Annotated in this window: 23 protein-coding genes and 1 pseudogene; 9 read left to right on the forward strand and 15 right to left on the reverse strand. The window is 52.2% G+C overall.

The genetic code is table 11. The features are described 5' to 3' along the window. Window positions 1-606 precede the first annotated feature (606 nt). From NR114_RS05410 to NR114_RS05420, 3 genes are all read left to right on the forward strand, one after another. Complete coding sequence (locus tag NR114_RS05410; protein ID WP_115058797.1) at window positions 607-2,064, forward strand: amino acid permease; 1,458 nt, start codon at window positions 607-609, stop codon at window positions 2,062-2,064. Window positions 2,065-2,196: 132 nt separating this feature from the next. Continuing rightward, window positions 2,197-2,826: a transcriptional regulator gene (locus NR114_RS05415; RefSeq protein WP_020826941.1), complete on the forward strand. Its 630-nt coding sequence runs from the start codon at window positions 2,197-2,199 to the stop codon at window positions 2,824-2,826. A gap of 112 nt (window positions 2,827-2,938) precedes the next feature. Continuing rightward, the gene (locus NR114_RS05420) at window positions 2,939-3,904 is read left to right on the forward strand and encodes a helix-turn-helix domain-containing GNAT family N-acetyltransferase (protein ID WP_234529655.1); all 966 of its coding nucleotides are present in this window, start codon (window positions 2,939-2,941) and stop codon (window positions 3,902-3,904) included. On the opposite strand, the pseudogene NR114_RS05425 reads toward NR114_RS05420, so the two are convergent. Both NR114_RS05425 and NR114_RS05430 read right to left on the reverse strand, forming a co-directional pair. After that, window positions 3,876-4,250, reverse strand: a pseudogene (locus NR114_RS05425) (aldehyde dehydrogenase family protein); the annotation flags it as partial. The gene NR114_RS05420 and the pseudogene NR114_RS05425 overlap by 29 nt on opposite strands. Next, complete coding sequence (locus tag NR114_RS05430) at window positions 4,250-5,023, reverse strand: NAD(P)H-dependent oxidoreductase (RefSeq protein ID WP_234529656.1); 774 nt, start codon at window positions 5,021-5,023, stop codon at window positions 4,250-4,252. The pseudogene NR114_RS05425 and the gene NR114_RS05430, both read right to left, overlap by 1 nt. A gap of 85 nt (window positions 5,024-5,108) precedes the next feature. Here NR114_RS05430 and NR114_RS05435 point away from each other — a divergent pair, with 85 nt between their 5' ends. Further along, on the forward strand, window positions 5,109-6,005 hold the full coding sequence (locus NR114_RS05435; protein ID WP_234529657.1) for a LysR family transcriptional regulator: 897 nt from the start codon (window positions 5,109-5,111) through the stop codon (window positions 6,003-6,005). A 130-nt stretch (window positions 6,006-6,135) separates the two neighbouring features. Here NR114_RS05435 and NR114_RS05440 read toward each other — a convergent pair whose 3' ends face one another. The 4 genes from NR114_RS05440 to dsdC form a co-directional block, all read right to left on the reverse strand. After that, window positions 6,136-8,196, reverse strand: a complete 2,061-nt coding sequence (locus NR114_RS05440) for a TonB-dependent copper receptor (RefSeq protein ID WP_234529658.1) — start codon at window positions 8,194-8,196, stop codon at window positions 6,136-6,138. 241 nt (window positions 8,197-8,437) lie between these two features. Then, window positions 8,438-8,890 (reverse strand): DUF2946 domain-containing protein, encoded by a 453-nt coding sequence (locus NR114_RS05445; protein WP_149573254.1) that lies wholly within the window; start codon window positions 8,888-8,890, stop codon window positions 8,438-8,440. Window positions 8,891-9,233: 343 nt separating this feature from the next. Beyond that, window positions 9,234-10,763, reverse strand: a complete 1,530-nt coding sequence (locus NR114_RS05450) for a carboxylesterase/lipase family protein (RefSeq protein ID WP_256813724.1) — start codon at window positions 10,761-10,763, stop codon at window positions 9,234-9,236. 451 nt (window positions 10,764-11,214) lie between these two features. Continuing rightward, window positions 11,215-12,156, reverse strand: a complete 942-nt coding sequence (gene dsdC, locus NR114_RS05455; protein ID WP_129940620.1) for a DNA-binding transcriptional regulator DsdC — start codon at window positions 12,154-12,156, stop codon at window positions 11,215-11,217. A gap of 205 nt (window positions 12,157-12,361) precedes the next feature. Between dsdC and dsdX the strand changes: the two genes are divergently transcribed. Then, window positions 12,362-13,699 (forward strand): D-serine transporter DsdX, encoded by a 1,338-nt coding sequence (dsdX, locus tag NR114_RS05460; protein ID WP_234529660.1) that lies wholly within the window; start codon window positions 12,362-12,364, stop codon window positions 13,697-13,699. Window positions 13,700-13,863: 164 nt separating this feature from the next. Here the strand turns inward: dsdX and NR114_RS05465 are convergent, their stop codons facing one another. Beyond that, window positions 13,864-15,090, reverse strand: coding sequence for an NADH:flavin oxidoreductase/NADH oxidase family protein (locus NR114_RS05465; RefSeq protein ID WP_234529661.1), 1,227 nt, complete (start codon window positions 15,088-15,090; stop codon window positions 13,864-13,866). A gap of 68 nt (window positions 15,091-15,158) precedes the next feature. On the opposite strand from NR114_RS05465, the gene NR114_RS05470 reads away from it, so the two are divergent. Together NR114_RS05470 and NR114_RS05475 are read left to right on the forward strand one after the other, a co-directional pair. Then, window positions 15,159-15,557, forward strand: a complete 399-nt coding sequence (locus NR114_RS05470; RefSeq protein ID WP_020826929.1) for a MerR family transcriptional regulator — start codon at window positions 15,159-15,161, stop codon at window positions 15,555-15,557. Between the two features lie 133 nt (window positions 15,558-15,690). Then, window positions 15,691-15,867, forward strand: a complete 177-nt coding sequence (locus NR114_RS05475) for a hypothetical protein (protein ID WP_234529662.1) — start codon at window positions 15,691-15,693, stop codon at window positions 15,865-15,867. Between the two features lie 200 nt (window positions 15,868-16,067). Here NR114_RS05475 and NR114_RS05480 read toward each other — a convergent pair whose 3' ends face one another. From NR114_RS05480 to NR114_RS05505, 6 genes are all read right to left on the reverse strand, one after another. Next, on the reverse strand, window positions 16,068-16,580 hold the full coding sequence (locus NR114_RS05480) for a hypothetical protein (RefSeq protein WP_116690454.1): 513 nt from the start codon (window positions 16,578-16,580) through the stop codon (window positions 16,068-16,070). 575 nt (window positions 16,581-17,155) lie between these two features. Beyond that, window positions 17,156-17,986, reverse strand: coding sequence for an alpha/beta fold hydrolase (locus tag NR114_RS05485; protein ID WP_020826925.1), 831 nt, complete (start codon window positions 17,984-17,986; stop codon window positions 17,156-17,158). A 231-nt stretch (window positions 17,987-18,217) separates the two neighbouring features. Then, the gene (locus NR114_RS05490) at window positions 18,218-18,607 is read right to left on the reverse strand and encodes a DUF4440 domain-containing protein (RefSeq protein ID WP_256813727.1); all 390 of its coding nucleotides are present in this window, start codon (window positions 18,605-18,607) and stop codon (window positions 18,218-18,220) included. 121 nt (window positions 18,608-18,728) lie between these two features. Then, window positions 18,729-19,046 carry a hypothetical protein gene (locus NR114_RS05495; protein ID WP_020826922.1) on the reverse strand — a complete coding sequence of 106 codons (318 nt, stop codon included), beginning with the start codon at window positions 19,044-19,046 and terminating at the stop codon, window positions 18,729-18,731. A 349-nt stretch (window positions 19,047-19,395) separates the two neighbouring features. Next, window positions 19,396-19,647 carry a CsbD family protein gene (locus NR114_RS05500; protein WP_234529664.1) on the reverse strand — a complete coding sequence of 84 codons (252 nt, stop codon included), beginning with the start codon at window positions 19,645-19,647 and terminating at the stop codon, window positions 19,396-19,398. A 130-nt stretch (window positions 19,648-19,777) separates the two neighbouring features. Beyond that, window positions 19,778-21,274 carry a helix-turn-helix transcriptional regulator gene (locus NR114_RS05505; RefSeq protein ID WP_142815196.1) on the reverse strand — a complete coding sequence of 499 codons (1,497 nt, stop codon included), beginning with the start codon at window positions 21,272-21,274 and terminating at the stop codon, window positions 19,778-19,780. A 235-nt stretch (window positions 21,275-21,509) separates the two neighbouring features. Here NR114_RS05505 and NR114_RS05510 point away from each other — a divergent pair, with 235 nt between their 5' ends. Continuing rightward, window positions 21,510-22,481, forward strand: a complete 972-nt coding sequence (locus NR114_RS05510) for a hypothetical protein (RefSeq protein ID WP_234529665.1) — start codon at window positions 21,510-21,512, stop codon at window positions 22,479-22,481. Between the two features lie 18 nt (window positions 22,482-22,499). Further along, window positions 22,500-22,721: a hypothetical protein gene (locus NR114_RS05515; RefSeq protein ID WP_041414564.1), complete on the forward strand. Its 222-nt coding sequence runs from the start codon at window positions 22,500-22,502 to the stop codon at window positions 22,719-22,721. Between the two features lie 165 nt (window positions 22,722-22,886). Here the strand turns inward: NR114_RS05515 and hchA are convergent, their stop codons facing one another. Beyond that, complete coding sequence (hchA, locus tag NR114_RS05520) at window positions 22,887-23,762, reverse strand: glyoxalase III HchA (protein WP_234529666.1); 876 nt, start codon at window positions 23,760-23,762, stop codon at window positions 22,887-22,889. Window positions 23,763-23,870: 108 nt separating this feature from the next. Further along, a complete protein-coding gene (gene flhA / locus NR114_RS05525; RefSeq protein ID WP_256813730.1) occupies window positions 23,871-25,937 on the reverse strand; it encodes a formate hydrogenlyase transcriptional activator FlhA in 2,067 nt (688 codons plus the stop codon). Window positions 25,938-25,988: the final 51 nt, after the last annotated feature.

Raw genomic sequence — 25,988 nt, forward strand, 5'->3', positions numbered from 1 at the left:
TTTTATATATAGGTATTTATTTTGTTTAACCGTGGATTACTAAGTGCATAACACTTTTGCGACGCTAAATTTACCATTAAAAACGCGGCTTGTTAGCCCCCACTCATCGGGCCACAGGCCGCTTTCAAGCCGGTTTGGCGGCGTAAAAATGAATAGTTAATTACTTTTGTACGGTGGTTGCGGGAGCTACTCATGGTTTATGCATAAAAAATGCATAAAACCCGTTTTTATCTATTTTTCAGAAGCTTGAATGTGATCAAAAAGTTTCATTTTATTTAAGTGTCGTGTTGACAATGCCGTTTCCTGACGCCAGAGTTAAATTCATGTTAAATCGACGTTGTCAGCGTTTTATTCTTGAACAAAAATAATCATAACCGACTGATAATAAATGAATCACCCTCCACGCTCATGCTTCGCATGCTAAATGTGGGCTAGCGCGCAGCTCGAACAGCCGTTTTCTGATGCGTACATTTTTTAACTTCCCTTTAACAAAGGGACGGTATCGTTTTGCCTGAATTTTTTTGCCGGTACAACGCGCAATGCGTTTCACTCCTGCAGCAGCGGCTGTCCGCTGCTTAATCGCTTTAATGACGGACAGGTAACACCATGACAAAAAGTAAGCAACATCGGTTGAAGGCTTCTTCAACCGAGGGGCCTGACTGCGCCCAAACATTGCAACGCGGACTCAGCGAGCGCCATATTCAACTGATTTCCATCGGCGGCGCCATTGGGACTGGCTTATTTATGGGATCGGGCAAAACCATCGCGCTTTCCGGCACCTCTATTGTGTTGACCTATGTGATTGTCGGCTTCTTTATGTTTATGGTGATGCGAGCGATGGGGGAGCTGTTGCTGACCAAGCTCGACTACCGCTCATTTGCCGATTTCGTTTCCGAATACCTAGGGCCGAAAGCCAGCTTCTTTCTGGGGTGGTCCTATTGGCTGAGCTGGGTGGTGACGTGCATTGCCGACGTGGTGGTCTGCGGCGGCTACATACAGTACTGGTACCCCGAGGTTTCGCCCTGGCTACCGGCTTTACTGACCTTAGGGCTGTTGTGCCTGTTCAATATGCTGTCGGTGAAGATGTTTGGCGAAGCGGAGTTTTGGTTTGCCATCATCAAGGTGATCGCCATTATCGCGTTGATCGTCACCGGGGCCTGGATGGTGTTTATTGGCTGGACTTCGCCAGACGGGGTTAAAGCCTCGGTGAACAACATCACCGATCCTGCTATTTTCATGCCGCACGGCATTCTTGGTTTCTTTGCCGGCTTTCAGATCGCCATCTTTTCCTGCACCGGTATTGAGCTGTTGGGCACCATGTCGGCTGAAACCAAGGATCCACACAAGGTACTGCCGAAGGCGATTAACGTTATCCCGGTGCGGATCATCATCTTTTATGTGTTCTCCATGCTGGCGATCATCGCCGTAACCTCATGGAGCCATATTTCACCGGACAGCAGCCCGTTTGTGATGCTGTTCGATCAGGCGGGATTACCTGCTGCCGCCGCGGTCATCAACTTTGTGGCGCTGACTTCGGCGATGTCCTCAGCCAACAGTGGCGTCTATTCCAGTACCCGCATGCTGTATGGCTTGTCGATGGAGAAGCATGCCCATGGGCAGTTCAAGATACTTTCGCGCACTACCGCCATTCCGATCCGCAGCCTGATGTTCTCGTGCTTTTGCATGGTAGTGGGGACGATGTTGCTGATCCTGATGCCGAACGTCATGACGCTATTTACTATCGTGTCTACCGTGGCGGCGATACTGGTGGTTTACAGCTGGGGCATGATCCTGGCGGCCTATCTGGTTTACCGCAAACAGCGGCCCGACCTGCATGCACGTTCGCTGTTCAAAATGCCGGGCGGGGTGATAATGACCTGGCTGACATTGGCATTCTTTGCCTTCACGCTGGTGCTGATGATCTTTGATCGCGATACCCTGATAGCGTTGTGCAGCATGCCGCTGTGGTTTATCACCCTGGCAATCGTTTGGCGCTTTAGAATCAAAGACAGCGTGGCTCAGGAAGGCTATGTGTTTTACCAAAGCCGGCGCGAGGCGGAATAAGCCAGTCTCGGGAGGGCGGTTAGCCGTTCTCCTGCTCGGCATTGCGGGGCAACTGAGGTATGCTAAGCGGCTGACCCAATGATGAAAACTGGCCAATATCATCATGCCTTATCGCTATGGAGTAACAGCAGAGTGCTGAAAACCACGTCCCAATTAGAATTACTGCAGTCGGTTGCCGACGGCATTGCAGCGCTGTTTTTTCCCAATGTGGAAGTGGTGATACACGATCTCTCTACCAATAAGGTGGCTTACCTCGCCAATAATCTGTCGAAACGCAAACCGGGTGACGATGCCGGTTTGGAGGATTTTGACATCGACAGCGAAGGTCAGGTGACCGGGCCGTACGAAAAACTCAACTGGGACGGCAAGAAAATGCGTTCGGTGAGCATTGCCGCGAAAGACGAACAGGGCGTTCCCCGCTACCTGCTGTGCATTAACTTGAGCACCGCGACATTTGAAGACGCCAGAAATGCGCTGGATATGTTCCTGTCGGTCACCCGTTTGCAGCCTCAGCCACAGCAGTTATTCAAAGACGACTGGCAGGAGAAGATCAATACCTTCCTGCACGAGTGGATCCGCCAGCAAAACGCTTCATTGGGTTCATTGAGCCGTGAACAGAAAAAGCAGTTGGTGATTGACCTGTATAACGAAGGGGCGTTTAAAGCCAAAAGCGCCGCCGACTATATCGCCAACGTGTTATCCCTCGGCCGCGCCACGGTTTACAAATACCTGAAAGAGTTAAAAAAGGGCGAGAGCGCCTAAAAAAGCTGAGCGTGCCTGATGACGGGCCGCTGTCCTGTAAGACTCATGCCCCTTTGCATTGCTCAATAACTTTGATATGGTTGCACAATACAACCATATCAGAGTGCCGATCATGTCAATCACCCAACCAAGTCCGTATTTACACCCGATCAGGGATGCGTCGCGCCATTTGGTGCGTGAGCTCGGCTTTATGGGCAATACCCTGGCAGGAACCGAACTGCCGCCATCGGCGGTGCATGCGTTGATTGAAATAGGCGATTGCCAGGTTGATACCGCCGCCGAGCTTTGCAACGTACTTAACCTGGAGAAATCCAGCGTCAGCCGCATGTTGAACAAGCTGATCAAAGCCGGGGAGCTGGAAACGCAGACCAGCCCGCGAGATGCCAGAGAGAAGATCCTGCGGCTGACGGCGCAAGGACGAGAAACCCTGGCGGCCATCAATCGTTTTGCCGATCGTCAAGTGCTTACCGCGCTGGAGCAGTTACCGGCAGACGCCAGCGTCAGCATTGCCAATGGACTGCAGAGCTATGCCACAGCGTTGCGAGCACATCGCCTGGGAGAAACGCCGGTTGCTGCAGCGCCCATCGAGATTGTCAGCGGCTATTTGCCGGGGTTCACCGCCAGAACGCTGGAAATGCACATGCAATACTATTCCCGCACCGTGGGTTTCGGCGCCTTCTTCGAAGCTACGGTGGGCGCGGCATTGGCCGATCTGGCCGGGCGTTTGTCGAATCCATTAAACCAGACCTGGTCCGCGCTGAAGGGCGATCGCATTGTCGGCTCTGTTTCGATTGATGGCGAAAGCTTGGGAGACAACCGTGCTCACTTGCGCGCATTTATTATCGATGACAGCCTGCGTGGCAGCGGTATTGGCCGCCAGTTGCTGAACCGGGCGGTCAGTTTTTGCGATGAGCATGCGATTGACGAAATCCATCTGTGGACCTTCAAAGGGCTGAATGCGGCCCGGCATCTTTATGAAAGCGTCGGTTTCGTGCTTGCAGAAGAGCAGCCGGGCACACAGTGGGGGCAATTGATGACCGAACAGCTATTTATTCGCCGCCCAGTTGCCCCAAATTGACATACTGGGTCTCGAGATACTCCTCGAGCCCCACATCCGCGCCCTCACGGCCCAGGCCAGACTCTTTGACGCCGCCAAAAGGCGCCACTTCAGTCGAGATAATGCCCTCATTGATGCCCACCATACCGCTTTCCAACTGGCGCGTGACACGGAATGCACGCGCCAGATCGCGAGTGTAGAGGTAGGCGGCCAATCCGAAAGGCGTGTCGTTAGCCCGGCGAATCACTTCCTCTTCGGTATGGAATCGGAAGCAGGCTGCCAGCGGCCCGAAAGTTTCTTCATGCGCCAACCGCATCTGTTCATTGGCGTCGGCCAATACCGTGGGTTGGAAGAAGGTTCCATTAATTATTCAATATGCGCGCTAAAGCCCTTACGCCCGGGAGCAATATCGGGTTTCAGCGTCAATGCCGGGATCTCGTACTCGCCCGCATTCTGCCTACGGAAGGGAATAGGCGAGGTTTGCTCCAATTCATCGAGGCGTTGCCCCAGTGCGTTACAAGCCTCGGCAAAGCGCGCTTGATCAACCCGGCCGGTACGATAAAGAACAAAGGGAGGCAGCACCTCGAAACCGGGATAATGCAGGATGCCATGTTGGATAGGGAACAGAATGTCATCGATCGGGCCATTGATGCCGCGTTGCGCATAGTGCGATTCCCATCCGCCGGTAGTGACAATCAGCATCGCGCGTTTACCGGCGAGGGTGCCTTCACCATAACGATCCCCCCAACGGACGTCAGAGTGCTCGCCGACGCCATAGGCAAATCCGTAGGCATAGACGCGTTCAACCCAGCCTTTAAGGATCGCCGGCATCGAAAACCACCACAGCGGGAACTGCAAGATCACCGTATCGGCCCACAGCAGCTTTTCCTGTTCCAGTTCAATGTCTTTGCTCTGTAAACCCTGAGCAAAAGCCTGCTGGGAATCGAGCGACGGATTGAAACGATCACCGGATTGGGCCGTGCTGTCATTGGCGTCGAGCGTCGCTTTCCATTGCATGGCATACAGATCGGAAACTTGCACCTCATGGCCGGCAGCTTTGAGCCGCTGTACTGAAAAATCCCTGAGTGAACCATTTAATGACTGCGGTTCAGGGTGGGCGTAGACGATTAAAACGTTCATTGTGGAACCTCCATTGATTGATGGAGGCAGGTTAGGCTGCTGCAAGGTATATTAGAAATGAATTTCTAATATTACAGGTATTAGCATGAATAATATCAGACGTCTGGATCTTAACCTGCTGGTCACGCTGGACGCCTTGCTTTCAGAGCACAACGTTACCCGGGCGGCACAACGTTTAAACTTCTCACAACCTGCGGTCAGTGTGCATCTCGCCAAACTCAGAGACATCTTTAACGATCCGCTGCTGTTGCCGGGGCCAAGAGGAATGCGGCCCACCACACGCGGCGACGAGTTACGTGAACCGCTGCGGCAGGCACTTGAAGCACTGGAACAAGCGGTGTCACCTTCATCGCCCTTTGATCCCAAAGTGGCTGAAAATACCTGGCGCGTAGCGGCTTTTGACTATGGCGAGTCAACCATTGTTCAGCCGGCGTTGATGGGCCTGCGGTCTGCGGCACCGAACAGCAGACTGGCAGTGATCGAGACAGTGCCTTCACGCATCGCCAGGCAGGCGGAGCAGGGTGAGATAGATTTGGCCTTTCATACCCGTGAAGGGGCTCCAGCCCATTTGCGACAACGAATTTTGTTTAGCGAACGCTACGTGCTGGTGGGACGCGCCGGACACCCAGGCTTGCAAAAACCACCTTCACTGGCTGAGTTTTGTGAGCTGGAACATGTGATGGTTTCGCCGGACGGCGGGGGTTTTTTCGGCATCACCGACAAAGTGTTGGCAGAAGCCGGTTTGACCCGGCGAGTGGTGCTTTCCGTACCGCATTTTCTGTTTGTGATGTCGGTGCTGGCAACCTCAGAGCTGGTGGCCATGCTGCCGTCACGTCTGGTACGCAATAATAGCGCGTTGCAGGTGGTGGAGCCGCCCGTCGAGCTGCCGGGCTTCGAGATGACCATGCTATGGCATGAGCGTGCCCATCGCGATCCGGCGCATCAATGGCTGCGAGAGCATATTATCTCGTCGGTTGCATAAAGATATCTGCACGGTTTCAGGCATGTGGGCGGCAGTATTTCAGCAACTTGCCCGTGAATAACAAAATCAGCGCGCGGAGCAATAACAAACATGGGGCGGTGGCATGCATACACCGCCCCATAGCACCTGGTTAGAAGGTGACATTCACCTTGGCCCACAGGGTGCGGCCCGGTTCATTGACCGACGTATTCGACGAATAGCCGAAGGTACTGTTACCTGCCAGATTCAGGTGTTCGCTGTAGGTTTTATTGAGAATGTTATCCAGGCCGGTGCTGAGCTTGACGTGTGAGTTCACCTTGTAAGCTACATTGGCGGACAGCACGCCAAAACCCGGGCTGTCGGCAAAGTCTTTGCCGACCACGTTGCCCTGATTGATGGCTACGCGGTGCTGGCTGCTGACCACACGCCACAGGCCGGTGCTGCTCCAGTCGCCTCGTTCGTAGGTTAAACCAAAGCGAGCCTCCAACGGTGGGATTTGCGGCAACGGCTGGTTGTCGCTGGTGTTTTTCCCCCAGGCATAAGCCAGGCTGGCATCGGTCTTCCAGTGTTCGGTCAACTGGTAACCCATACCCATTTCACCGCCCATGATGGTGGCGTTAACGTTATCGGCCTGGCTGATACGGGCGTGATGCGGATCGTATTTGAACAAGATAAAGTCATTCACATGGCCAACATAAGCCGACACCCAGCTGTTAAATCGCTTATCGGTATATTGAGCACCGATATCGATCTGCGTGGTTTTTTCACTCTTCACGCTGTCAAACGCACTCTTGTTGCCGCCAGGCCCAAATGTCGGGGAGAACAGCTCCCAATAGTCGGGGAAACGTTCGGTATAGCCGATCCCTGCGTACAGCATCAACGGCATGCCGGCCAATGTGTGCTCAATACGGCTAAAACCGCTAGGCAGCGTATCGGAACGCTCAGTATCGTTGCCGGTTTTGTAGTTATCCACCAGGGTACGATCGAGGCGAGCACCGCTGATGATCTTGCTCTGTTCGGTCGCGCTCCAGGTCAGTTCACCAAAGGCACCGTAGTTATGGAACTGCGCATCCTCTTGCCAGGCGTTACCCCGTTTGTTGCGATGCGTGTTGGTTTGCGTATCCATACCGCTTTCCAACTTAAAATCTTGCCACAGCCAGGTACCCATCACTCGACCGCCGACGGTGCGACGATCCAACTGCATGGTCATGCCGGCGTGCATAGGCATCCCCATGCCCATGTGTCCCATCGCCATGCCGCCTTGGCCGGGTGAACGCAGGGTGGTGTTATCCATAATATGGTTGGCGTAGTTGTAATACACCTGGGCTTCCAGCTTGTCGAACACCTCGCCAATATTGGATTTTTCTACCCGCATGCCCAGACTTTCGCGCTTGAACTGCGAACCATCCATGCTGCGCCCGGCATAGCGCGCTTCACCATTACCCCGGCCCATGGTCACTTCCAGCAGGGTATCGGTGTCCGGAGTCCAACCCAGTGCCAGATCGCCATTCCATTTGTCCCAGCGAGAGGGCACGCGATCGCCATTGCCGTCCTGATAATCATGAGAGCGTGATTTATTGCCCATCAGGCGCAGATAACCTTGTTCACTGCCCAGGCTGGCATCAATGTTTTCATCCCAACGGCCGTTGGAACCGGCCAGCATGCTGGCGTTGCCTTTGATGCCTGGTTTATCAAACTGCGGACGTTCTCGTTCAAAGCGCACCGTACCGGCAGAGGATCCTGCGCCCCAAAGCACCGTTTGCGGCCCCTTGGTAATCGTCAACAGGTCATAACTTTCTGGTGAAATATAGGAAGTCGGCGCGTCCATTCGTGAAGGACAGGCACCCAACATTTCGCCACCGTCGGTCAAAATTTTCAGCCTGGATCCAAACATGCCGCGAAACACCGGGTCGCCATTGGTGCCGCCATTACGGATCTGTGAGAAACCCGGGATAGTTTTCAGATAATCCGAGCCGTCGCTGGCAGGCACTGGCTGGCGAGGGGTTTTCGGTGAGGTCACTATCGTCATCGGCGAATAGAGCGGTGCGGTGACGGTGATCACGTCGCCATCATTGGCCTTTACCGCTACTTCATGCTGGTGCTGTTGTGCAGCATGAGCATTGAAGCCCGCCAGGACAAACAGCGGCATAGCCGCAGTAATATGCAGGGAGAGAGGGCGCTTCTTATAATTGTTGGTTTTTCCGAACATCATCGTTTCTTAATGTCAATTTTGACGCTAAAAATACTTTTACATCGCAACAGCCGGTTATTTAGGCGCAGTGAAACCCGGAGCATCATGCCGCCGTTAATAAGCTTTGGCCCGGTTTGGCGTGATAATAATGCCAACAGGGTTGCGATGTTTATTGAGTGCAGTGGGGAATTCCGACAGGCGTAAATAACCCGCCCGGTTGAATAGTCTCAACAGGAATAATTTGGCTGCAGTCTATTTATTTTTAAATCAGCGGAAGTGATGCTGGTGGAGCGCGAGGTTGGGACTCGGAGTGGATCACATGGGCGAATAGCGGGAAGATATAATGCAGCGGAGGGGCGCGCGACAACAGCGAACCAGACCAGAATAGCGGTGAACTGGCCAGATCTAACAAGGGGACATGGATCAGCAATACACAGTAACCGCAGGCGCTGTCATCCATCATCATCGCCATATTATGGCTGCCGGTCTGCATGGTCATCGTCATACTTTGTGCGCCAGGCTCCGGCGGCGGATGATGGCCATGCACAGACATATCCATGCCGCAGTCTGTCATTGCGACCGTTTCAGATTGCCCCACGCGCGCATGCTCCAGCGATCGAGAGATCACCGGGGCGATGAACAACATCAGGATCGCAAAAATCCCCAGACAGGCCGGGAGATGGCTTCGCGATGTGGCAGTCCGAATTAACGACACATATATCCTAAAACAGTGCAAAATTAACGGACGGAATTGTACTGTTTTATGCTGCAAATGTTAAAACATTTTCTACATGGTTGGGTTATTGATAAAAGAAATTGCCGTTTGGTTCACGTTATCAACCATTTTAACTGTTTGGATATATCGCACGCCTGTCGAAAAATAATACAGGCACTAAGCGTGATGATATATCCTGCTACGGAGATAGACACTCAAACTATTGTTGCTCAGTGGTGAGGGATAGGGGAATGTGGTCAGTGACAATCGCCTTAAAAAAAAGACCACACCGAGGATTCATGGTGCGGTCTTAATGATTCTATCACTGGCCCTTAAAGATGACTCAGAGTACCCCTGCGAACTCATCACAATTGAAGGTTTTTGAAATTCCCTCGATCATTTTGGTATTTTGGGTATGTAGAAAAAGGGTCGATTCGGTTTGTGGGTGGTAGGCACCCCATACAGGCAGGCCTTTAGCATTTGGATTGCCGGTTTTGGCAAAGTTGGTCCAGTAATCCACCATCAAGATTGAAAGTTTCTCTTGTGCAGGATTGAGTTTATGCAACTCGCCGGTAGTGCCATGGAAATCACGGAAGATATACTGTAAATCACTGGTATGCGCGGCTGCGTACGGGAACGACACAGGTTTGGCAAACTGAGGAGCCGTTTTATCCGCAAACTCATAGCTGTAGACCGGCGTGTTTTTAGCTAAAAGGTTATTCATCATCGGCGTGCGACAGATAAATTTGGCACGGCCAAAGAAATCTGCGTAGTCTTGGCCAAGATTGACCTGCTTGGCAGGGATTGCAGCTCGCTTTATTAGCGTGTTTGCGTCACTCTCGCCAAAGAAAGCTTTCAGACCCTCGTAAAAACCGATGTTGTCTATTGGTTTACCTGAATCCAGCTCCATCATGGCAGCAAAGAAGGTGCCCTCGTTGGTATTAAATCCATTAATAATGGGCACAACGTTGTAGCGGCCGGAGCTAAAAGCGGCCTCCAATGATTCAGGCATCACCTCACCATCGGTCACAACCTGTGCGGTGGTCATATAGTTAACGCCCTTATCCAGAATGGTTTCGGTGGGTACTGCCCGTAAACATTCTGCCATTTTTTCTTCCGTACCTTCCGAACAGCCGACATTCTTGGCAACCAGTTCACCGATTTTAGTTGCTTCAGCCACTGTTGGCTGCTTTAGGGAAAATGAACCACTGGAAACAATAGCGCGGTTAAATAACCCCTTGGCACCTGGCGAAGCCATTTGTGCCAATACGCTATGCCCGCCGGCAGACTCACCAAATAACGTGACATTATGATTATCGCCACCAAATGATTGGATGTTCTTATTTACCCACTTTAGGGCAGCTTGCTGATCTAAGGTACCGTAATTAATCGCCTTATGCCCCTCGTGGTTCAATGCCGGATGTGAGAAATACCCAAACATACCCAGGCGGTAATTCATGGTGACGACAATAACATTCTTACTGACAAGTTTGCTGGCATCGTATTCATTACCCGAACCAGAACCTAATCCACCACCGGGTATCCACACCATGACCGGCAGTTTACTGTTGTTTTCTGGCAAAACCGCAGGGGTATAAACATTAAGATAGAGGCAATCTTCAGCAGCGCTTACTGGCCCAAACCCACCCAAAGTGAGCTTGGTGGCACATGTATTGGCAAAATGGTTCGCTTTTAACGTGCCCGACCATTTTTCTTCTTCAACCGGCGGCATCCAACGCAAACTGCCTACAGGAGCCTTCGCATAAGGAATACCTTTGAATTGAAGATACCCGTCATTTTTGACGCCTTCGATAGTCCCCTTGCTCATTTGAACTACAGGTGAAAGCTCCTGCGCAAAAGCATTAGCAGACATTGCGGTTATACTCAATCCTGCTAAAGCGGCTAGGGTTAGAATTCGCCTTTTGTTACGTGTATGTAGTTCCATTATTTCCCTTATTTATGGTGTTAAATTAAATGGATGTAAAGATAGGGTGTTGTCATATATAACCATAATGACATTAATTATAGTGACCTAAGTTATTACTTGTTGGATTATAGTGCTTTATTATGACCGTCATTGGCGATGCAGAATCTGGCAGCACAAATAACAGTTATCAACTTTGGAAAACGTGCTATTTATATTAATGAGTTCGAGTTTTCTGAGAGGTACGCTGATCCAAACTGTAAACGGTATTTGGTTTGGCAATATTATAGTATTAACTTGATGATGATATAATTATAACCCCGCCAGCTACCAGGCAGTCCCGATGCGATAACGGCAATTATCGGCAATCGGGATACTGATTTTTTGGGCGTGGTGAAACCTATTCAGATTTGTCTACCAACTCTTTTAACCAAACGATGAAGGCATCAATTTTTGGCCACTGGCGGTCGGAAAGCGTTGATACATAATAGTGCTGATCGCATTTCAGCTCCATTTTGGGCAATGGCGCAACCAGCTCGCCGGTACTGAGTTGCTTGCGGATAAGTCGCTTACGGCCCATGGCAACGCCAACGTGGTTCACTGCCGCAGTGACGGCCAGATCGGAGCGATCGAATCCTATTCCCGGCGAGGTATCCAGATTGACACCGAAATGTTGAGCCCAGCTATGCCATTCATCCGTACCAGAATCATAGCTCCAGGCCTGACGATCGTGGAGCAGGGTGCAGTGTGAGAGGTTGCCGGGAAAATTGACCAGCTCAAATTGGGCTGCATATTCCGGGCTGCATACGGGAATAATTGCCTCATCCATCAGGTATTGGTAATGAAGCTGTGATGAGGGAGTCGCATCAAAATAAACGGCCAGATCAATGCCTGCCCGCTGGAAATTGACGTTTTCATTGCCAGTCAGAATAGTCAGGTTGATGGCGGGATAACGGCGAGAAAAATCGGCCAGGGCCGGCACGATCCAACACTGGGCGATCGACGGCCGGGAGTAAACCGTCAGGGAGCCTGACAGCGCCTGGTTCTTGATATCCAATATTTCCTGGTTCAGGGTACCCAATGATGTTTTTAACGCCCAAAAAACCCGTTCACCTTCAACGGTGAGTTCAACTTTCCGATGAGAACGAATAAACAACTTTAAGCCGAGATTCGCTTCCAGTTGATTAATGGTATGGCTTACCGCACTGGGGCTCACCGACAGTTCATCCGCCGCCATGGCGAAAGACTCGTGTCGAGCCGCCACTTCAAATGTAAACAGCCGTGAGAGCTGCCAGCCATTAAGCGATCGGTGCTGACCCGTTAGCAGATGGTTCCCCGACATATTTCCCCCTGAAAGTATAAAAACCTGCATTCTACGCATCAGTTTGGTGAGTAAAGTTGATGCATGTCGCTAAATTGCACCATTTCTTGGCGCAAGTCACTCGTTTGATTCTGTTTTACTCATGTGAGGTGAGATTTTTATCGTTTGTCACCGATCGTCGTTTTCCTGTCCAATAAAGACAATTGAATGACAGGGGATATGGGCCATGGATTCACACATTTGGGTTGCCGGAACGCTGATCGCCAGTATTGCACTCATCATTTTGACCATCGTAAAGTTCAAGTTTCATCCTTTTTTAGCGTTGTTGTTAGCGAGCTTTTTTGTCGGTGGCATGATGGGGATGGGCCCGATTGATATGGTCAATGCCATAGAAAATGGCATTGGCAGCACGCTAGGATTCCTGGCTGCGGTGATTGGGCTGGGCACCATTCTTGGCAAGATGATGGAGGTTTCCGGTGCTGCAGAACGCATTGGTATCGCGCTGCAGCGTTGCCGCTGGCTTTCCGTCGATGTCATTATGGTATTGGTAGGCTTGGTTTGCGGCATCACACTGTTTGTCGAAGTGGGCGTGGTGTTATTGATTCCATTGGCTTTTTCCATCGCCAGAAAAACCGGCACCTCGCTGCTTAAACTGGCCATACCGCTTTGTACTGCATTGATGGCAGTGCATTGCGTCGTTCCTCCACATCCTGCGGCGCTGTTTGTGACCAATAAGCTGGGTGCAGACGTAGGAACGGTGATTGTTTACGGACTTCTCGTCGGTTTAACGGCGTCTCTGGTCGGCGGGCCGTTGTTCTTGAAAGTGCTGGGGAAACGCTTGCCGTTTAAGCCGGTACCGCCAGAATTCTCCAATCTGACCGTACGAGAAGAACATGAGTTGCCTTCGCTGCGGGCAACGTTGTTTACGGTGCTATTGCCGATTGTGCTGATGTTGGTGAAGACGGTAGCAGAGTTGAACCTGGCTAAAGAAGGGCGTCTGTTCGGCCTGATGGAGTTTATCGGCAACCCGATTATCGCCATGTTCATTGCCGTGTTTGTGGCCTATTACGTTCTGGGCATCCGCCGTCATATGGGGATGAGTACGCTGTTGCGCCACACGGAAACGGGTTTTGCTTCTATAGCCAATATCTTGTTGATCATCGGCGCGGGCGGGGCCTTCAACAGCATATTGAAGAGCAGCGGCTTAGCGGACACCCTGGCGTTAATGCTTTCCAACCTGCATATGCATCCGATCTTGTTGGCATGGTTAGTCGCGCTTATTCTTCATGCGGCAGTGGGCTCCGCCACCGTTGCCATGATGGGAGCAACGGCCATTGTCGCACCAATGTTAGCGCTCTATCCTGACGTCAGCCCGGAGATCGTGACCATTGCCATAGGCTCTGGCGCTATTGGCTGCACCATAGTGACCGATTCATTGTTCTGGCTGGTGAAACAGTATTGCGGCGCAACGCTCAATGAAACGTTCAAGTACTACACCACGGCAACCTTTATCGCTTCGGTGCTGGCTTTGGGGATGACCTTTTTACTTTCATACATTATTTAAGCCAGTCCTTTTGCGGCAATCGTGAGCGAGTACTTTCCATGGCTTACGATTGCCATTGCCGCCTCACAGAGAGGGTAATTCAACGCTTCACCCGATAAGCAGGGCGAAGCTATCGAATTTTATGCAGTTTATTTTTGCGGACAGGGCGCACGTAACGAGATAGCTTAGGCCCGCTGCTGGCGCCATTCACGATAACGACAGGTGATGCGCTTGGTACGTAACTGGTTGATGATTAATGTAAACAGGGGGGAATAACGGCTGGCACGAGTACGCCCTTCACCCAGTGCGCGTAAGCGGCGAGTGACCAAAGCCATTCGTGCCAAGCCTGCCATGGTTTTATTTTCCCATGTTACCGGTTTTGGCAGTGCATAAGGTTCATTACCGGCTTTCCACTGGAGCGGCAGGTCAGGAACCTGTGCCATGGCTGTTGCTATACCCGCCACGGCGACGCCGCTATCCAGCACCTGTTGCGCCACGGACTTACGGGCGATACCTCCCGTTGTCATCACCGGCATGTGGGCGACGGCGGCAAGATCGCGGGCAAACTCCAAAAAATAGGCTTCGCGCGCCAATGTGCGTCCATCCGCGGCGTTACCTTGCATCGCTGGGCTTTCGTAGCTGCCTCCTGACAGTTCAATCAGGTCGATAGGCAATTCATTCAGCAACAAAATCACTTGTTGCGCATCTTCTTCAGAGAAGCCACCGCGCTGAAAATCGGCCGAGTTAAGCTTGATCGAAACGCAAAAGCTTGGCGAGACACGTTCACGCACGGCTCCCACGACCTCTAACAGTAAGCGAGCACGATTAGCCAGGCTGCCACCCCATTGATCGTGACGTCTATTGGTCAAGGGAGACAAAAATTGCGAGAGCAGATAGCCGTGTGCTGCGTGGATTTGTACGCCAGTAAATCCTGCCTGTTCGGCAGCATAAGCGGTGGTAGCAAAACGTTCGATCACCTCATCGATCTGCGCCTGGCTCATGGCCGTCGGTTGTGCGAATAACTTGCTGTGCTTACCCATTTCCACGGGAACGGCCGACGGTGCCCAGGCTTCGCCCCCCATACTTGCCATGACCTGGCGGCCAGGATGGTTAATCTGCATCCAAACCTGCGCACCGTTCTGGCGTGCAGATTTGGCCCAAGCCGTAAAGGGGGCTAGTGGGGTATTAGCCTCAAGAGCCACGCCACCGGGCCCCGTCATTGCACGACTGTCGATCATGACGTTACCGGTAATAATCAGGCCAACACCACCTTGCGCCCAGCTCTGGTATAAACGATACAATGCCGGGCCAGGCACTTGGCCGACGTCGGCCATATTTTCTTCCATCGCGGCTTTTGCCAGGCGGTTGGGAAGGACGCTGCCGTTAGGCAGGGTAAGCGGGGTGAACATCATGGCGGATCCTTAATCAACAAGAGAACCCGTGTATACTAAGATTAAAGTTAACTTTAAGGTCAAGCGAAATGAAAATAGGGGAATTGGCAGAGCGTTCAGGTCTCGCCGCATCGGCAATACGTTACTATGAGCAACAGGGATTACTGCCTAAGGCATCGCGCAGCGCCAACGGATATCGTGTTTATAGCGAGACCTCGCTGGAGCGTTTGCATCTTATCCAGATCGGACAAAATCTGGGTTTTGCACTGGATACGATCCGCGGCGTGCTGTCGCTGGAAGGAATGGCGTACCAGGACAGTCTTATGCAGAAGCTTGATGCGCGGCTTGAGGAGATTGATCGCATGATGGCGACGCTGAGTAATCAGCGGGAAACGCTGCAGGACACCAAGCGCAAGCTGAATGAATCGGGGTTACAGGGCATATGCCCAGATAAAAGCAGTTTGGTTAAGGTGACAATGTCACGATGAGTGAGGTGCGAGTTGATGTTTCTATCCCAGAATTGCTGTATACGCAGTATGAGTTCAAACGCTGATCCTGTTTCATATTAGTGCACCGGCCATGGATGTCATTTCATCCCAAAACACCAGGCCACAGTTTGCGATGTACGATCAGCAAGATGAGAACTGCCATAATCCTGTGCGTGAAGAAGGTTATCTATTCTGGAAAACATCGGCTCAAGGGAATGCATTAATGCACAGTGCAAAACCGGTGAGAAGAACTCAGTGTGAATTTGGTTTTCATGGCCAAGAGATTCCGGATGAAACATTGAGTGTTTGAATCAGCATGGCATTAAGCGTAAAGCATCGGCATAACGGGATATGAATAAGCCATTAAAGCCCAAAAGCTCAGATTCTACGTAGAGCTACCTAGGTGCGCGTAATGTATATTATGTTAAATTGCATATTGAGATAACTGAGTCCTTAACCTGACTACCCGCCCCCAAGGGTTTTCTTTCTGTAGAACCTGTTCTTTCATCATCATTCCCAGTTTTCCTTTTCGTAAGGTTTTAACCAGTTCTTTTCAGTTACAGGTACTCGTTCACCATTAAAGGTATACGTACAACAACGGCATCGAACCGGGACGTCTTCTGCAGTGAATTCAGGATTAACCTTCTGCAGCAATCCTTGCTCATCGATGCAAAGCCCGCTGTAGTAACTCGATTCGCCATAACGTACGTAGCTGCTCCAATTTTTACGCTGTAATGCAACCAAATAAAAAATCGGCTCTTCCTTATCCAGTCGACTTATTGCTTCACGATGCACATCAATCCACGGTTGCCCAACGTTACGCAGCAAAAATTTGAACAACGGCGTGTAATCAATACCTTGTTGCATTCTGCCGTGCATGCCTTCTCGCATCGGCAAGTTCTCATCAATCGCGTGTTTCTTATGGCGCTGCCAGCGGTACTCACCACCATGGCGGATTGCTCCCCTTGCAGTAGTGTTCTCCCTGCGAAAAAGCATTTTCGGTCTGCCTTTCTTAAACATCATCCTTTTCCCTGTTTTATTTTGATCGCGCTACGTGAAATCTGAGAAAGCCTGGCAGCATTTCCCTTGCAGATTTCACCAAAATGCACTGTTTAACTGGCATTAAATCGACCAATATATCTGCATATTCACCCTGAGTTGGGCAGCATTAAAGCACAAATCAGTAGCCCTGACATAAAACAGATCCTCTTCCTCGTTGATGATGAGCGACTATGCCATGAGTAAAACCCGCGGATATCCGCTCACCGGTGATCTGTTTACCAGGATAATTTGTCGCTGCGCTGTCTATGCTTTCTCAGACGTCGCTAAAAATTCAGGAGCAATTTTCGACTCAGTTCAGTATCCGGTAAATCGTCATTCTAACAAAAAGCAAATAACATCATGTTTTACATTAAGTTATCACTATCATTTGAACTCAACCCCTCTCAAGCCCTATTTAACATAACGCAATAATTGTGACATTGTCACTGCAATCCAACCTTTTTCCCAGGTCACTCGTAGGCGCTGCCAAAGGGATATCTGGCGACAGGCCCCTCAAAAAGGAGCCTGTTTTTTTCACGAGAACCGTGTTTCCCGCGTCAGCTATTTACAAAGGCCAGTAGATCGCTGTTGACCCGATCGGCATGGGTCGTAGGTATGCCGTGCGGCGCACCTTTGTAGGTAATAAGCTTGCCGTTTTTGACCAACTTGGCCGAGAGCACGCCTGAATCTTGGTATGGAACCACTTGATCGTCATCGCCGTGGATCACCAACACCGGGATGGAAATACGCTTGAGATCATCGGTGAAATCCGTCTGTGAGAACGCGACGACGCCGTCATAATGAGCCTTGGCGCCGCCCATCATGCCTTGCCGCCACCAGTTCCAGATGACCGCATCCAACGGCTTGGCGCCGGGCCGGTTGTAGCCGTAGAAAGGTCCCGCGGGAACATCGTAATAGAACTGCGCCCGATTGGCGGCCAGTTGCGCCTGGAAATCATCAAATACCGATTTGGGTGTCCCCTGCGGATTACTGTCGGTTTTCACCATCAACGGCGGCACAGCACTGATCAGTACGGCTTTCGATACCTTATCCTCACCATGACGCGTGATGTAACGCACCACCTCGCCCCCGCCCGTTGAGTGACCCACATGCATGGCACCTTGCACGCTCAAATGTTTCACTACCGCAGCAACGTCATCCGCATAGTGATCCATATCATGCCCTTCCGATACTTGACTGGAACGACCATGGCCACGCCGATCGTGCGCAACAACGCGGAATCCTTGGTTTACGAAGAACAGCATCTGGGCATCCCAATCATCGCTAGACAGCGGCCAGCCATGATGGAAAAAGATGACTTTTCCATCTTTTGGTCCCCAGTCCTTGTAGAAAATGTCAACGCCATCGCTAGTGGTTACGTAACCCATATCAATTCTCCCATTCAGCAATTAGTCAAAGGGTGATGCTTTTCTCGGCCACGCGCAGGAAAGGCCGGTTCCGGACCTTGCACCCGAACGCGGATTTGCCTTCGGTCCTGCGTTGACCGTTTAGAAAGTATAGGTTTAAAGTTAACTTTAAGGTCAATAGGGGTTTTCGAACGGTATGAAGATTGGAGATTTGGCAAAGGCAACGGGGCTCTCACGCCCTCCTACATGGATTCACTCTGCCGTTGGCGTTCCCTGATGGAACCGCATCTGCCAATGGTCATCGTTCTCGCTCGACGATCGCAGCCAGATTGAAGAGCGGAAAGTATTGCGGGTCACGTTGCCGTCGGCACCGCGTTGAAAACTTCTGTAGGTTAGTAACACCACTCCTTCTGCAATAGTGGACAGCTTGAAATTTTCGGCATAAATAGGCGCCTGGCCAGTTTCTTCCTGCAATGCCGCAATGGTATGCCTTTTGTTGTAGCGCTTTCCCGAACGGCCGATCTCTTCAAAATCATCATGCAGCAGTTTTTCCACCGTAACCGAGTCGTTTCGCAGCAGTGGCTGATGCAACATCGTTTCCAGAGACTGGATTTTGGTTAACAACGCTGTGGAATGGCTCAAAGCGCCCTCCTTATTGGCACTGCCTGACAGGCCAACAAGGTTGGCCCGTGATAGACAGGTCTGAAAAATAGAGTGGGATTATCGCCTGCGCTCAGTGTTCGGCAGGCTGGCAGAACAAGAATTAGCGCGCCAACTCCACGCCATCCAGTTCGGAAATCGCGAGACAGTAAACCTCTGTGAGAGCATCCACGGTATAGGCGGTATTGGCCGGGATCATAAACATTTCATGGGACTGCAGGGTTTGGTCGCCGATCTTAAGCTCACCGGACAGGACCATCAGTTTGACCCAGCCCGGATGCAGGCGGGCTGACTGGTGACTGCCAGCATCAAGTTTCAACAGCGCCGTGTGCCCATGAGCCTCGCGTTTCAAAATATGGTAATACACCCCATCGTAAGGCATTTTATCGTAGTGCAATGACGCCAGTGTTCTTTTATGCATGATAGTTCCTCGTAACCTGTGAGTCGTTGTCTGCTCGGTTGCAACATCAAGAGGCAATAGGTTCCTCACTGACCTTTACTCTGCTCCCGAAAGCACATGTTCCGTCAACATCTTTGCAAACTGATTATACTGGCCACTGATGCACAATGCGGGCTGATATTCGCATCTTTATTCAGAGCCTGTTAATAAATATATAGAACCTATGGCTCAGACGCAAAAAACGAAGGGGAGTAAAAGAGGCTTTTTTGTCACAAAATACAATGTGCAGCGGCGCGGGGAAAGCATTCGCCCGCAGGATGCGGGCGAGTCAGGCTGGGGTTTATTTGCGGTAATCAGTCAATCCACAGCCTCAGCGGCGACGTAGCAGCAGGCCTGCCAACAGGCTCACGCCGGCAAAAATTGCTACCGTAGTGAGAGGTTTCTTCTTGACCAGATCGCTGACGCAGCTAACAGCATCGCCATATTTTTCTTGTAGTGTGCCGGCAACGTAGCGGGTAGATCCCTCAGCCTGCAAACGCTCATCGCCGGTAACATCACCGGCCACTTCCTGCGCCTTGCCTACCACTTTATCCATCACGCCGTTGATTTTATCGCTGTTCATTCTGCACTCCTGAGTGAGGTTTGTTTCGACGTTTGCATAGTGCAAATGCCTGCCTTGTCTCTCGATAGTAAGCCGTTGATGAACCGCTCATAAGGTCAATTTGCAGGGGATTGACCAGTGCATTTGCACCCTACTTTCCATTTTTAGATGACCGTTCACCGGCAAACAGCCCCCGCTCTCTGGCCCAGACGATGGCTTCGGCGCGGCTATGGACGTCGAGTTTGGAATAGACCGTCGCCACATGATTACGCACCGTATTCGGGGCAAGATTAAGGCGTGCGGCGATCTTTTTGTCCGGCAGCCCCTCGCAAATTAACCCCAATACGTCGCGTTCACGTGCGGTAAGATCGGTGAAGGAAAACCCCGCCAGGTTAGGCTTATTGATACTTTTCACATTGGCCAGTTTTTCGAGCAATGTCTGGCTAAACCAGGAAGCGTCTTGCATGACTTCCTCGATGGCAGCCACCAGATCAAGCTCAGAGCGTTTGCGTTCGGTAATGTCCATCAGTACCAGGAGATAACAACGGGCATCCTGAATGCTCACGGCATCCGCTGAAACCACGCAGTCGATGGTTTCATTGCTCTTTTTGCGTATTTTAAGGTCTTGATTCTCGACGTTACCGCTTTTTTCCAACGTGGCAAATAACCGCCGGCATTCCCCTTGCCCATCGATAACATTGATCTCTTCGACCGTCTTGCCGATTAACTCCTCGGCGGCGTATCCGGTGGTTTTTATAAAGGCCTCATTGATGTCCAGCACCCGCTGCTTGTCCGCGGTGCACACCAGCGTGGGCACCGGACTTAAACGAAAGGACTTGGCAAACCGCTCTTCACTCTCGCGCAGCGCCGACTCCGCCTTGCGACGGGGTTCGAGGTCGGTAAAAGTAAACAGCATGCAATCTTCTTCATTGATGTCCAGCGGCTGGCCGGCGACGATCACCAGCTTGGTTCCGCCGGCCGGCAGCTTCAGTTCGGCCTGCATCTGTGGAATGGTCGCCCCTTCACTCAGCAATTGCACCGCTTGTTCCTTGCGTTCCGCCTGTTCCAGCACGTCCAGCGCATACACCGAAGTGCCCATCACCTGATCGCGTGTATAGCCCGTCATATCGAGGAACCCCTGGTTGACCTTTATGTAGCGCAGGTCGCTCAGGCTGCAGATCACTGCCGGTGCCGGGTTGGCGTTGAACGTCTTTTCAAAACGCTGCTCGGCACTGGCCCACTCGGTGGCATCACTCAGGATCAAAACCAGCAATTCGGCTTGCCCTTTACTGTCGGTGATCACCAGGCTGCGTAAACGGTGAACCCACAGGTACTCCGATTCGCTGGCGGGCCGAACTTCGACCAGTACGTCGCTGAAGGTCTCGCCGTTGGCAGCCCGGTTAATCGGATACTGTTCCGGCGTCAAAGGGTGATTGTTGCGATAACGCAAGGCAAAGCGCTCAGCATATTCACCGCCATTGGCACCCAGCTCACTCAACTTGCTCAACCCATGCATGCTCAGCGCTGCCTCGTTAGCCCACAGAATGGTCTGGTCGACCTCGGCCAGGATCACCCCTTCCGACAACCCTGAGATGATCTGCTGTAGCTGGCTACGGTTAGTTTCGTTGGCAAGGATGGACTGACTCATGTTTTCTCCAAAAGACGAAGTGGCTTGGCCGCCTGACGGCGATCGAAGTGCCTGATAGTGGCGCTGTTCCCAACAGCATAGTGCGTAACAGGTGCATTCGCGGGGTGTGAATGCACTAGCTTTGTCGGTGCAAATGAACCGGGACGGTCAGTGGTGCCAAGCGGCAGACTGATTCTGTCGGCGCGGCCCTGTGCTGTGCGTACAACCACTTGTTTAGTCAATATAAGGAATAACAATGACCACTGTCTATGAATCCAATCGCTTTGCGTTTCACGTTTCATGGGGTTCGGTATTGGCCGGGAGTGCCATGGCGTTGGTGACCTATCTGATACTGAGCGTGCTGGGCACGGCCATCGGCGCTTCGGCCGTGGATCCGTTGCATGAGGGCAATCCTCTGAGTGGCTTTGGCACGGGCACCGGGATCTGGTTGTTTGTCACTACCCTGGTCTCGCTGGCGGCTGGTGCATTTGTCGCCGGCAGAACTTCGCCAAACCGTGGCGGTTTGCACGGTCTGCTGAGCTGGGCAGTGACCACATTACTGACGACCTGGCTGGTGATTTCTGTGGCGAGCGGCGTGGTCGGTCTGGCCGGTAGCGCCGTCGGCAAGGGGCTCTCTTTGGCCGGCAACGGTATTGCCGCCGCAGCGCCGGGCATTGGCGAAAACGTCAAACAGCAGTTAGACAAAAATGGCATCAGCCTGGACTGGGGTAATTTGGAAAACCAGTTAACCACCACCCTCAAGCAAAGCGGCAAGGCTGAGCTGGACCCGTCCAAGTTGGAACAAAAGAGCGATAGCGTCGCTGCGGATGGTAAGCAAACCGCTACTGATGCAGCCACTGACCCAACACAGGCGGCTGCAGAGCTCAAGCAATGGTTTGAACGCGTCAAGCAATCCGGTGAACCTGCCCTGAATGCGGCTGATAAGGATGCGCTGGTGAATATCGTCGCAGCCCGTACAGGCAAGAGCCGTGCAGAAGCGACCCAGATCGTAGACAACTATGCCCAGGCTTATCAGCAGGCGGTACAAAAGGTCGACCAGCTGAAGGCGCAGGCCGAGCAAAAAGCCCGCGAAGCGGCGGAAGTGGCGGCCAAACAGGTATCACGCGCGGCATGGGGTTCATTGCTGATCCTGCTGTTGGGCGCGGCGCTCAGTTTTGGCATCGGCCGCATCGCCATGTCAACCCGTCGTCCCCTGGCTGTAGGGTGATGAATAATGGATGTTTCAATGAATAGAAGGTTGTCAGGTATCTCATTGAACTATCGAAAAGTGGTGGGTGCTTCGGTCCCCGTACTGGTCATCGATTTCTTCAATGAAAAAAACGAGCGTTACACTCTGCGCTATAACTTGCCACCGGACACGCCGGAACGGACAGAGCGCCGCGTATCATTGCTGCTGCACCTGCTTCGTAAACAAAAGCCGATGGATATCGGTGACGCAACGTCATAAATCTTGTTGAATCCGCTCAACCCGCGCCTGCTGGCGTGGGTTGAGCCTTAATCACTCCCCCTCTGAATAATATCGTTTTTTCGTCGTCAGATTTATTTCACCCTTGCAGATGCCAGGGCAAAACAGAACGCCGTTCTTAAACCTATGTCGCGTCACTGACGCCGTTCATCGAACCGCAACGTCGGCAAGCAATGTCTCTGCGGCCAACTTACCCAGATTGTTGGAGGCCAACGGGCTGTCGCCGGTCAACAAACGACGGTCTTTGTGGACTTTCCCGGTGATGTCGCTGTTGAGGATCTTGACGCCCAGTTCGCGAAGGCGTTCACCGACCAGCCAGGGCATTGGGCCCGGAATATAACCGATATCGATATTGGCGCCGGTATCTAGCGAGTCCGGGAACACACAGATCTCGTAACCGCGATACAAGAAGTTTTCCTTGTCCTCACCCAAACCCGCCGCCAACAATCCGGCAGGCCCGTGGCACAGTGAAATCACGTAACGGTCGTTGTCATGCGCCCAGAACAGCGCTTTTTTCACGTCTTCGCTGAAGGGAATGTCGTTAAGTACCCCATGACCGCCCGGGATAAAGACACCGATATAATTACCCGCATCCAAATTCTTCACTACCTCAGTCAGCTTTTTCGGTTGCTTGAGCTGACGGCGATATTTTTCATAGGTGGCCTTGACCGCCGCATCCTCACCAGGGAATGCCCACATCTCAAGCTTTACCGGGTCGCCGGATGGCGTTGCAACGTCGATTTCGAACCCGGCAAGATCCATGTGGTGCATGGGCAATAACATCTCCACAGGATGGTTCCCGGTAGAGAAAAACTTTCCGTTTTGCATCATGAGATAGCGTTCCTGAGACGCAATCATCAACACCTTCCACTTGCCGCCTTTATATGGCGCAGGATAGTGGGCGCCGTCAAAATCCGTCTTTGCCGACGTGTATTTACTCAAAGAGTAAGGTGACGGAAAGAACGCATTTTCTTCAGCGGCATCAGGGGCAGGATTACGATCTTCGGATGGTAAGTTAGTCATGATGATCTCCTTATGTGCGATTTGCATTGCAGCTTTAGCTTAGGTAACTCAGCCTAAAGCCGCAATGAGGGATATTCCTCATTAGCTGCCCCTAACCCACGCGGCGCTTCACTTAACCAAAATCCCCCATTTCTTCATGCGTGAAAGCAACGTGGTGCGTTTCAGTCCCAGGCGCTGAGCGGCCCCGCGTGGGCCGGCAACCACGCCGTTGGTTTCCTTCAGCACCCTGATAATCTGCTGTCGCTCATCTTCCCCTGGCTGACTGGGCTCCGCTTTGGGAACCGGGAGCGCCATCGAAGGGACCGGGTATTGCAACTCAGGCAGTTGCAGGTTCAGCACCGTACCACGCGTCAGCAGTACCGCACGTTCGATGACGTTCTCAAGCTCGCGCACGTTTCCCGGCCAGGGCATTTGGCTCAGCAGGCGCAAGGTTTCCGCTGGGATACTGTCGATGGTACGTTTCATGCGGCGCGCAATTTTATAGGTCAGAAACTTCACTAACTGCGGGATGTCTTCCGGCCTCTCGCGCAATGGCGGAATAACGATCGGGAAGACGTTAAGCCGATAGAAGAGATCGCTGCGAAACTCGCGGTCGGCCACCATCTGTTGCAGATCCCGGTTGGTCGCGGCAATCAGGCGCACATCCACCGAAATCACCTTGTTACCGCCAACGCGCTCGAACTCCCTCTCCTGCAGTACCCGCAGCAGTTTCGGTTGCAGCTCTACGGGAATTTCGCCTACCTCATCCAGAAACAGCGTTCCCTTGTCCGCCAGTTCAAAACGCCCCATTCGTTGATTGGTCGCCCCGGTAAATGCCCCTTTTTCGTGACCAAACAGATCGCTTTCCAGCAACCCGGCCGGCATGACTGCGCAGTTCATTTTCACCATGCGCTGATCGCATCGTTCGCTGAGGTTGTGGATGGCACGGGCTATCAGCTCTTTACCGGTGCCGGTTTCGCCGAGGATCAGCACCGAACAGTCGCTTTTCGCTACCATTTCCACCTGTTTGAGCACGGCGGACATTACCACGCTGCGGCCGACAATCTCGCCGAAGTCCGGGTTATTGCCGTTAATCTGCTCGGTCAGATACAGGTTCTCATGCACCAGGCTCTCTTTGAGCCGGTTAATTTCCTGATAGGCCAGCGCGTTATCCACCGCAATCGCGATACGCTCGGCGATCTGCTGCAACACCCGCAGGTTGGCAGCGTTGAAGTTGTCCGGCTGACATTGCGCCAGCTTGAGTACGCCCAGGGTTTTGTTGCCGAAAACTAACGGCAGTACGCACAGCGTTTGAATTTGCTCATGCCAGAGATCGAACAGCTGGCGCTCATAGGCTGCCAGCCGGTCGGAATGCTTCAGATTCAACAGCAGCATTTCACCGCTTTGCATCACCTGTTCCGACAAGGTGCCCGCCAGCGCTACGCTGTACTGCTGACGCTCAACCACGTCCTCTTGCAAATAGTGGGTGGAATAAATGGTGACCTGTTCGGTTTTATCGACGCAAAGCACAATGCTGATCGCGTCGATTTTGAAGAAACGGTGAATTTCCTTTGAGATCTCACCGATCAAATCATCCAAATCGAGTTTCGACAGCACCGCGTTGGTCACGTCGACCAAAATACGATAATCATCTCGTTCATGGCGCAATTGCCGTTGACGGAGTTCCGCCTCCTCCCGCAGCTGGAGCTGCTCTGCCGCCAATGCCACCAACTCCATCAGTGTCTGCAACTGCACCAGGCTGGCGTCGGCGAACGGCGCAGAGTGACAACGTAACACTTCACAACCGCCTATCAGGGTACCGCCTGCATGCAGCGGCATCAGGCAATACTGATTAAAGGGTAAATACAGCGCCAGAGCCCCGATTTGCGGATAGCGCGCGTGCAGATCATCGCTCTGCCAGCGCTGTGGCAGCGGGCTTTGTCGCAGCCGACTTACCGGGCCATTTGCCAGCAGGGTCTCATCCTGATAGCTCACCGGCTGTCGATGCGCATCCAGGCCATAAAAGCTGACTCGTTCGCTGTCAGGGTCAAACAGCACCAGCGTGACCTGATCCGCCAATTGCAGGCGTTGCAGTATCTGACGCAGTTGCAGCAACAGATCGGTGAAACTGCGCTGGCTCAGCAGCGTGCGGGTAATTTCCAGTAGTTCTTGTTTTTCTAATTGTGCATTCGACATTGTTTATCACTTGCCTGAGTCGCGATGAAGATTTGTGAGTCACATCGCAAA

Source organism: Serratia sp. Ser99, assembly GCF_024519545.1.
In the GTDB taxonomy this organism is placed as follows: domain Bacteria; phylum Pseudomonadota; class Gammaproteobacteria; order Enterobacterales; family Enterobacteriaceae; genus Serratia; species Serratia liquefaciens.

Excerpts from the sequence above, each read along its gene's own strand:
- NR114_RS05410 (WP_115058797.1), top strand. The coding sequence starts at position 607 with ATGACAAAAAGTAAGCAACATCGGTTGAAGGCTTCTTCAACCGAGGGG.
- NR114_RS05420 (WP_234529655.1), top strand. The coding sequence starts at position 2,939 with ATGTCAATCACCCAACCAAGTCCGTATTTACACCCGATCAGGGATGCG.
- NR114_RS05430 (WP_234529656.1), bottom strand. The coding sequence starts at position 5,023 with ATGAACGTTTTAATCGTCTACGCCCACCCTGAACCGCAGTCATTAAAT.
- NR114_RS05435 (WP_234529657.1), top strand. The coding sequence starts at position 5,109 with ATGAATAATATCAGACGTCTGGATCTTAACCTGCTGGTCACGCTGGAC.
- NR114_RS05440 (WP_234529658.1), bottom strand. The coding sequence starts at position 8,196 with ATGATGTTCGGAAAAACCAACAATTATAAGAAGCGCCCTCTCTCCCTG.
- NR114_RS05450 (WP_256813724.1), bottom strand. The coding sequence starts at position 10,763 with ATGTCTGCTAATGCTTTTGCGCAGGAGCTTTCACCTGTAGTTCAAATG.
- dsdC (WP_129940620.1), bottom strand. The coding sequence starts at position 12,156 with ATGTCGGGGAACCATCTGCTAACGGGTCAGCACCGATCGCTTAATGGC.
- dsdX (WP_234529660.1), top strand. The coding sequence starts at position 12,362 with ATGGATTCACACATTTGGGTTGCCGGAACGCTGATCGCCAGTATTGCA.
- NR114_RS05465 (WP_234529661.1), bottom strand. The coding sequence starts at position 15,090 with ATGATGTTCACCCCGCTTACCCTGCCTAACGGCAGCGTCCTTCCCAAC.
- NR114_RS05470 (WP_020826929.1), top strand. The coding sequence starts at position 15,159 with ATGAAAATAGGGGAATTGGCAGAGCGTTCAGGTCTCGCCGCATCGGCA.
- NR114_RS05475 (WP_234529662.1), top strand. The coding sequence starts at position 15,691 with ATGTACGATCAGCAAGATGAGAACTGCCATAATCCTGTGCGTGAAGAA.
- NR114_RS05480 (WP_116690454.1), bottom strand. The coding sequence starts at position 16,580 with ATGATGTTTAAGAAAGGCAGACCGAAAATGCTTTTTCGCAGGGAGAAC.
- NR114_RS05485 (WP_020826925.1), bottom strand. The coding sequence starts at position 17,986 with ATGGGTTACGTAACCACTAGCGATGGCGTTGACATTTTCTACAAGGAC.
- NR114_RS05495 (WP_020826922.1), bottom strand. The coding sequence starts at position 19,046 with ATGCATAAAAGAACACTGGCGTCATTGCACTACGATAAAATGCCTTAC.
- NR114_RS05500 (WP_234529664.1), bottom strand. The coding sequence starts at position 19,647 with ATGAACAGCGATAAAATCAACGGCGTGATGGATAAAGTGGTAGGCAAG.
- NR114_RS05505 (WP_142815196.1), bottom strand. The coding sequence starts at position 21,274 with ATGAGTCAGTCCATCCTTGCCAACGAAACTAACCGTAGCCAGCTACAG.
- NR114_RS05510 (WP_234529665.1), top strand. The coding sequence starts at position 21,510 with ATGACCACTGTCTATGAATCCAATCGCTTTGCGTTTCACGTTTCATGG.
- NR114_RS05515 (WP_041414564.1), top strand. The coding sequence starts at position 22,500 with ATGAATAGAAGGTTGTCAGGTATCTCATTGAACTATCGAAAAGTGGTG.
- hchA (WP_234529666.1), bottom strand. The coding sequence starts at position 23,762 with ATGACTAACTTACCATCCGAAGATCGTAATCCTGCCCCTGATGCCGCT.
- flhA (WP_256813730.1), bottom strand. The coding sequence starts at position 25,937 with ATGTCGAATGCACAATTAGAAAAACAAGAACTACTGGAAATTACCCGC.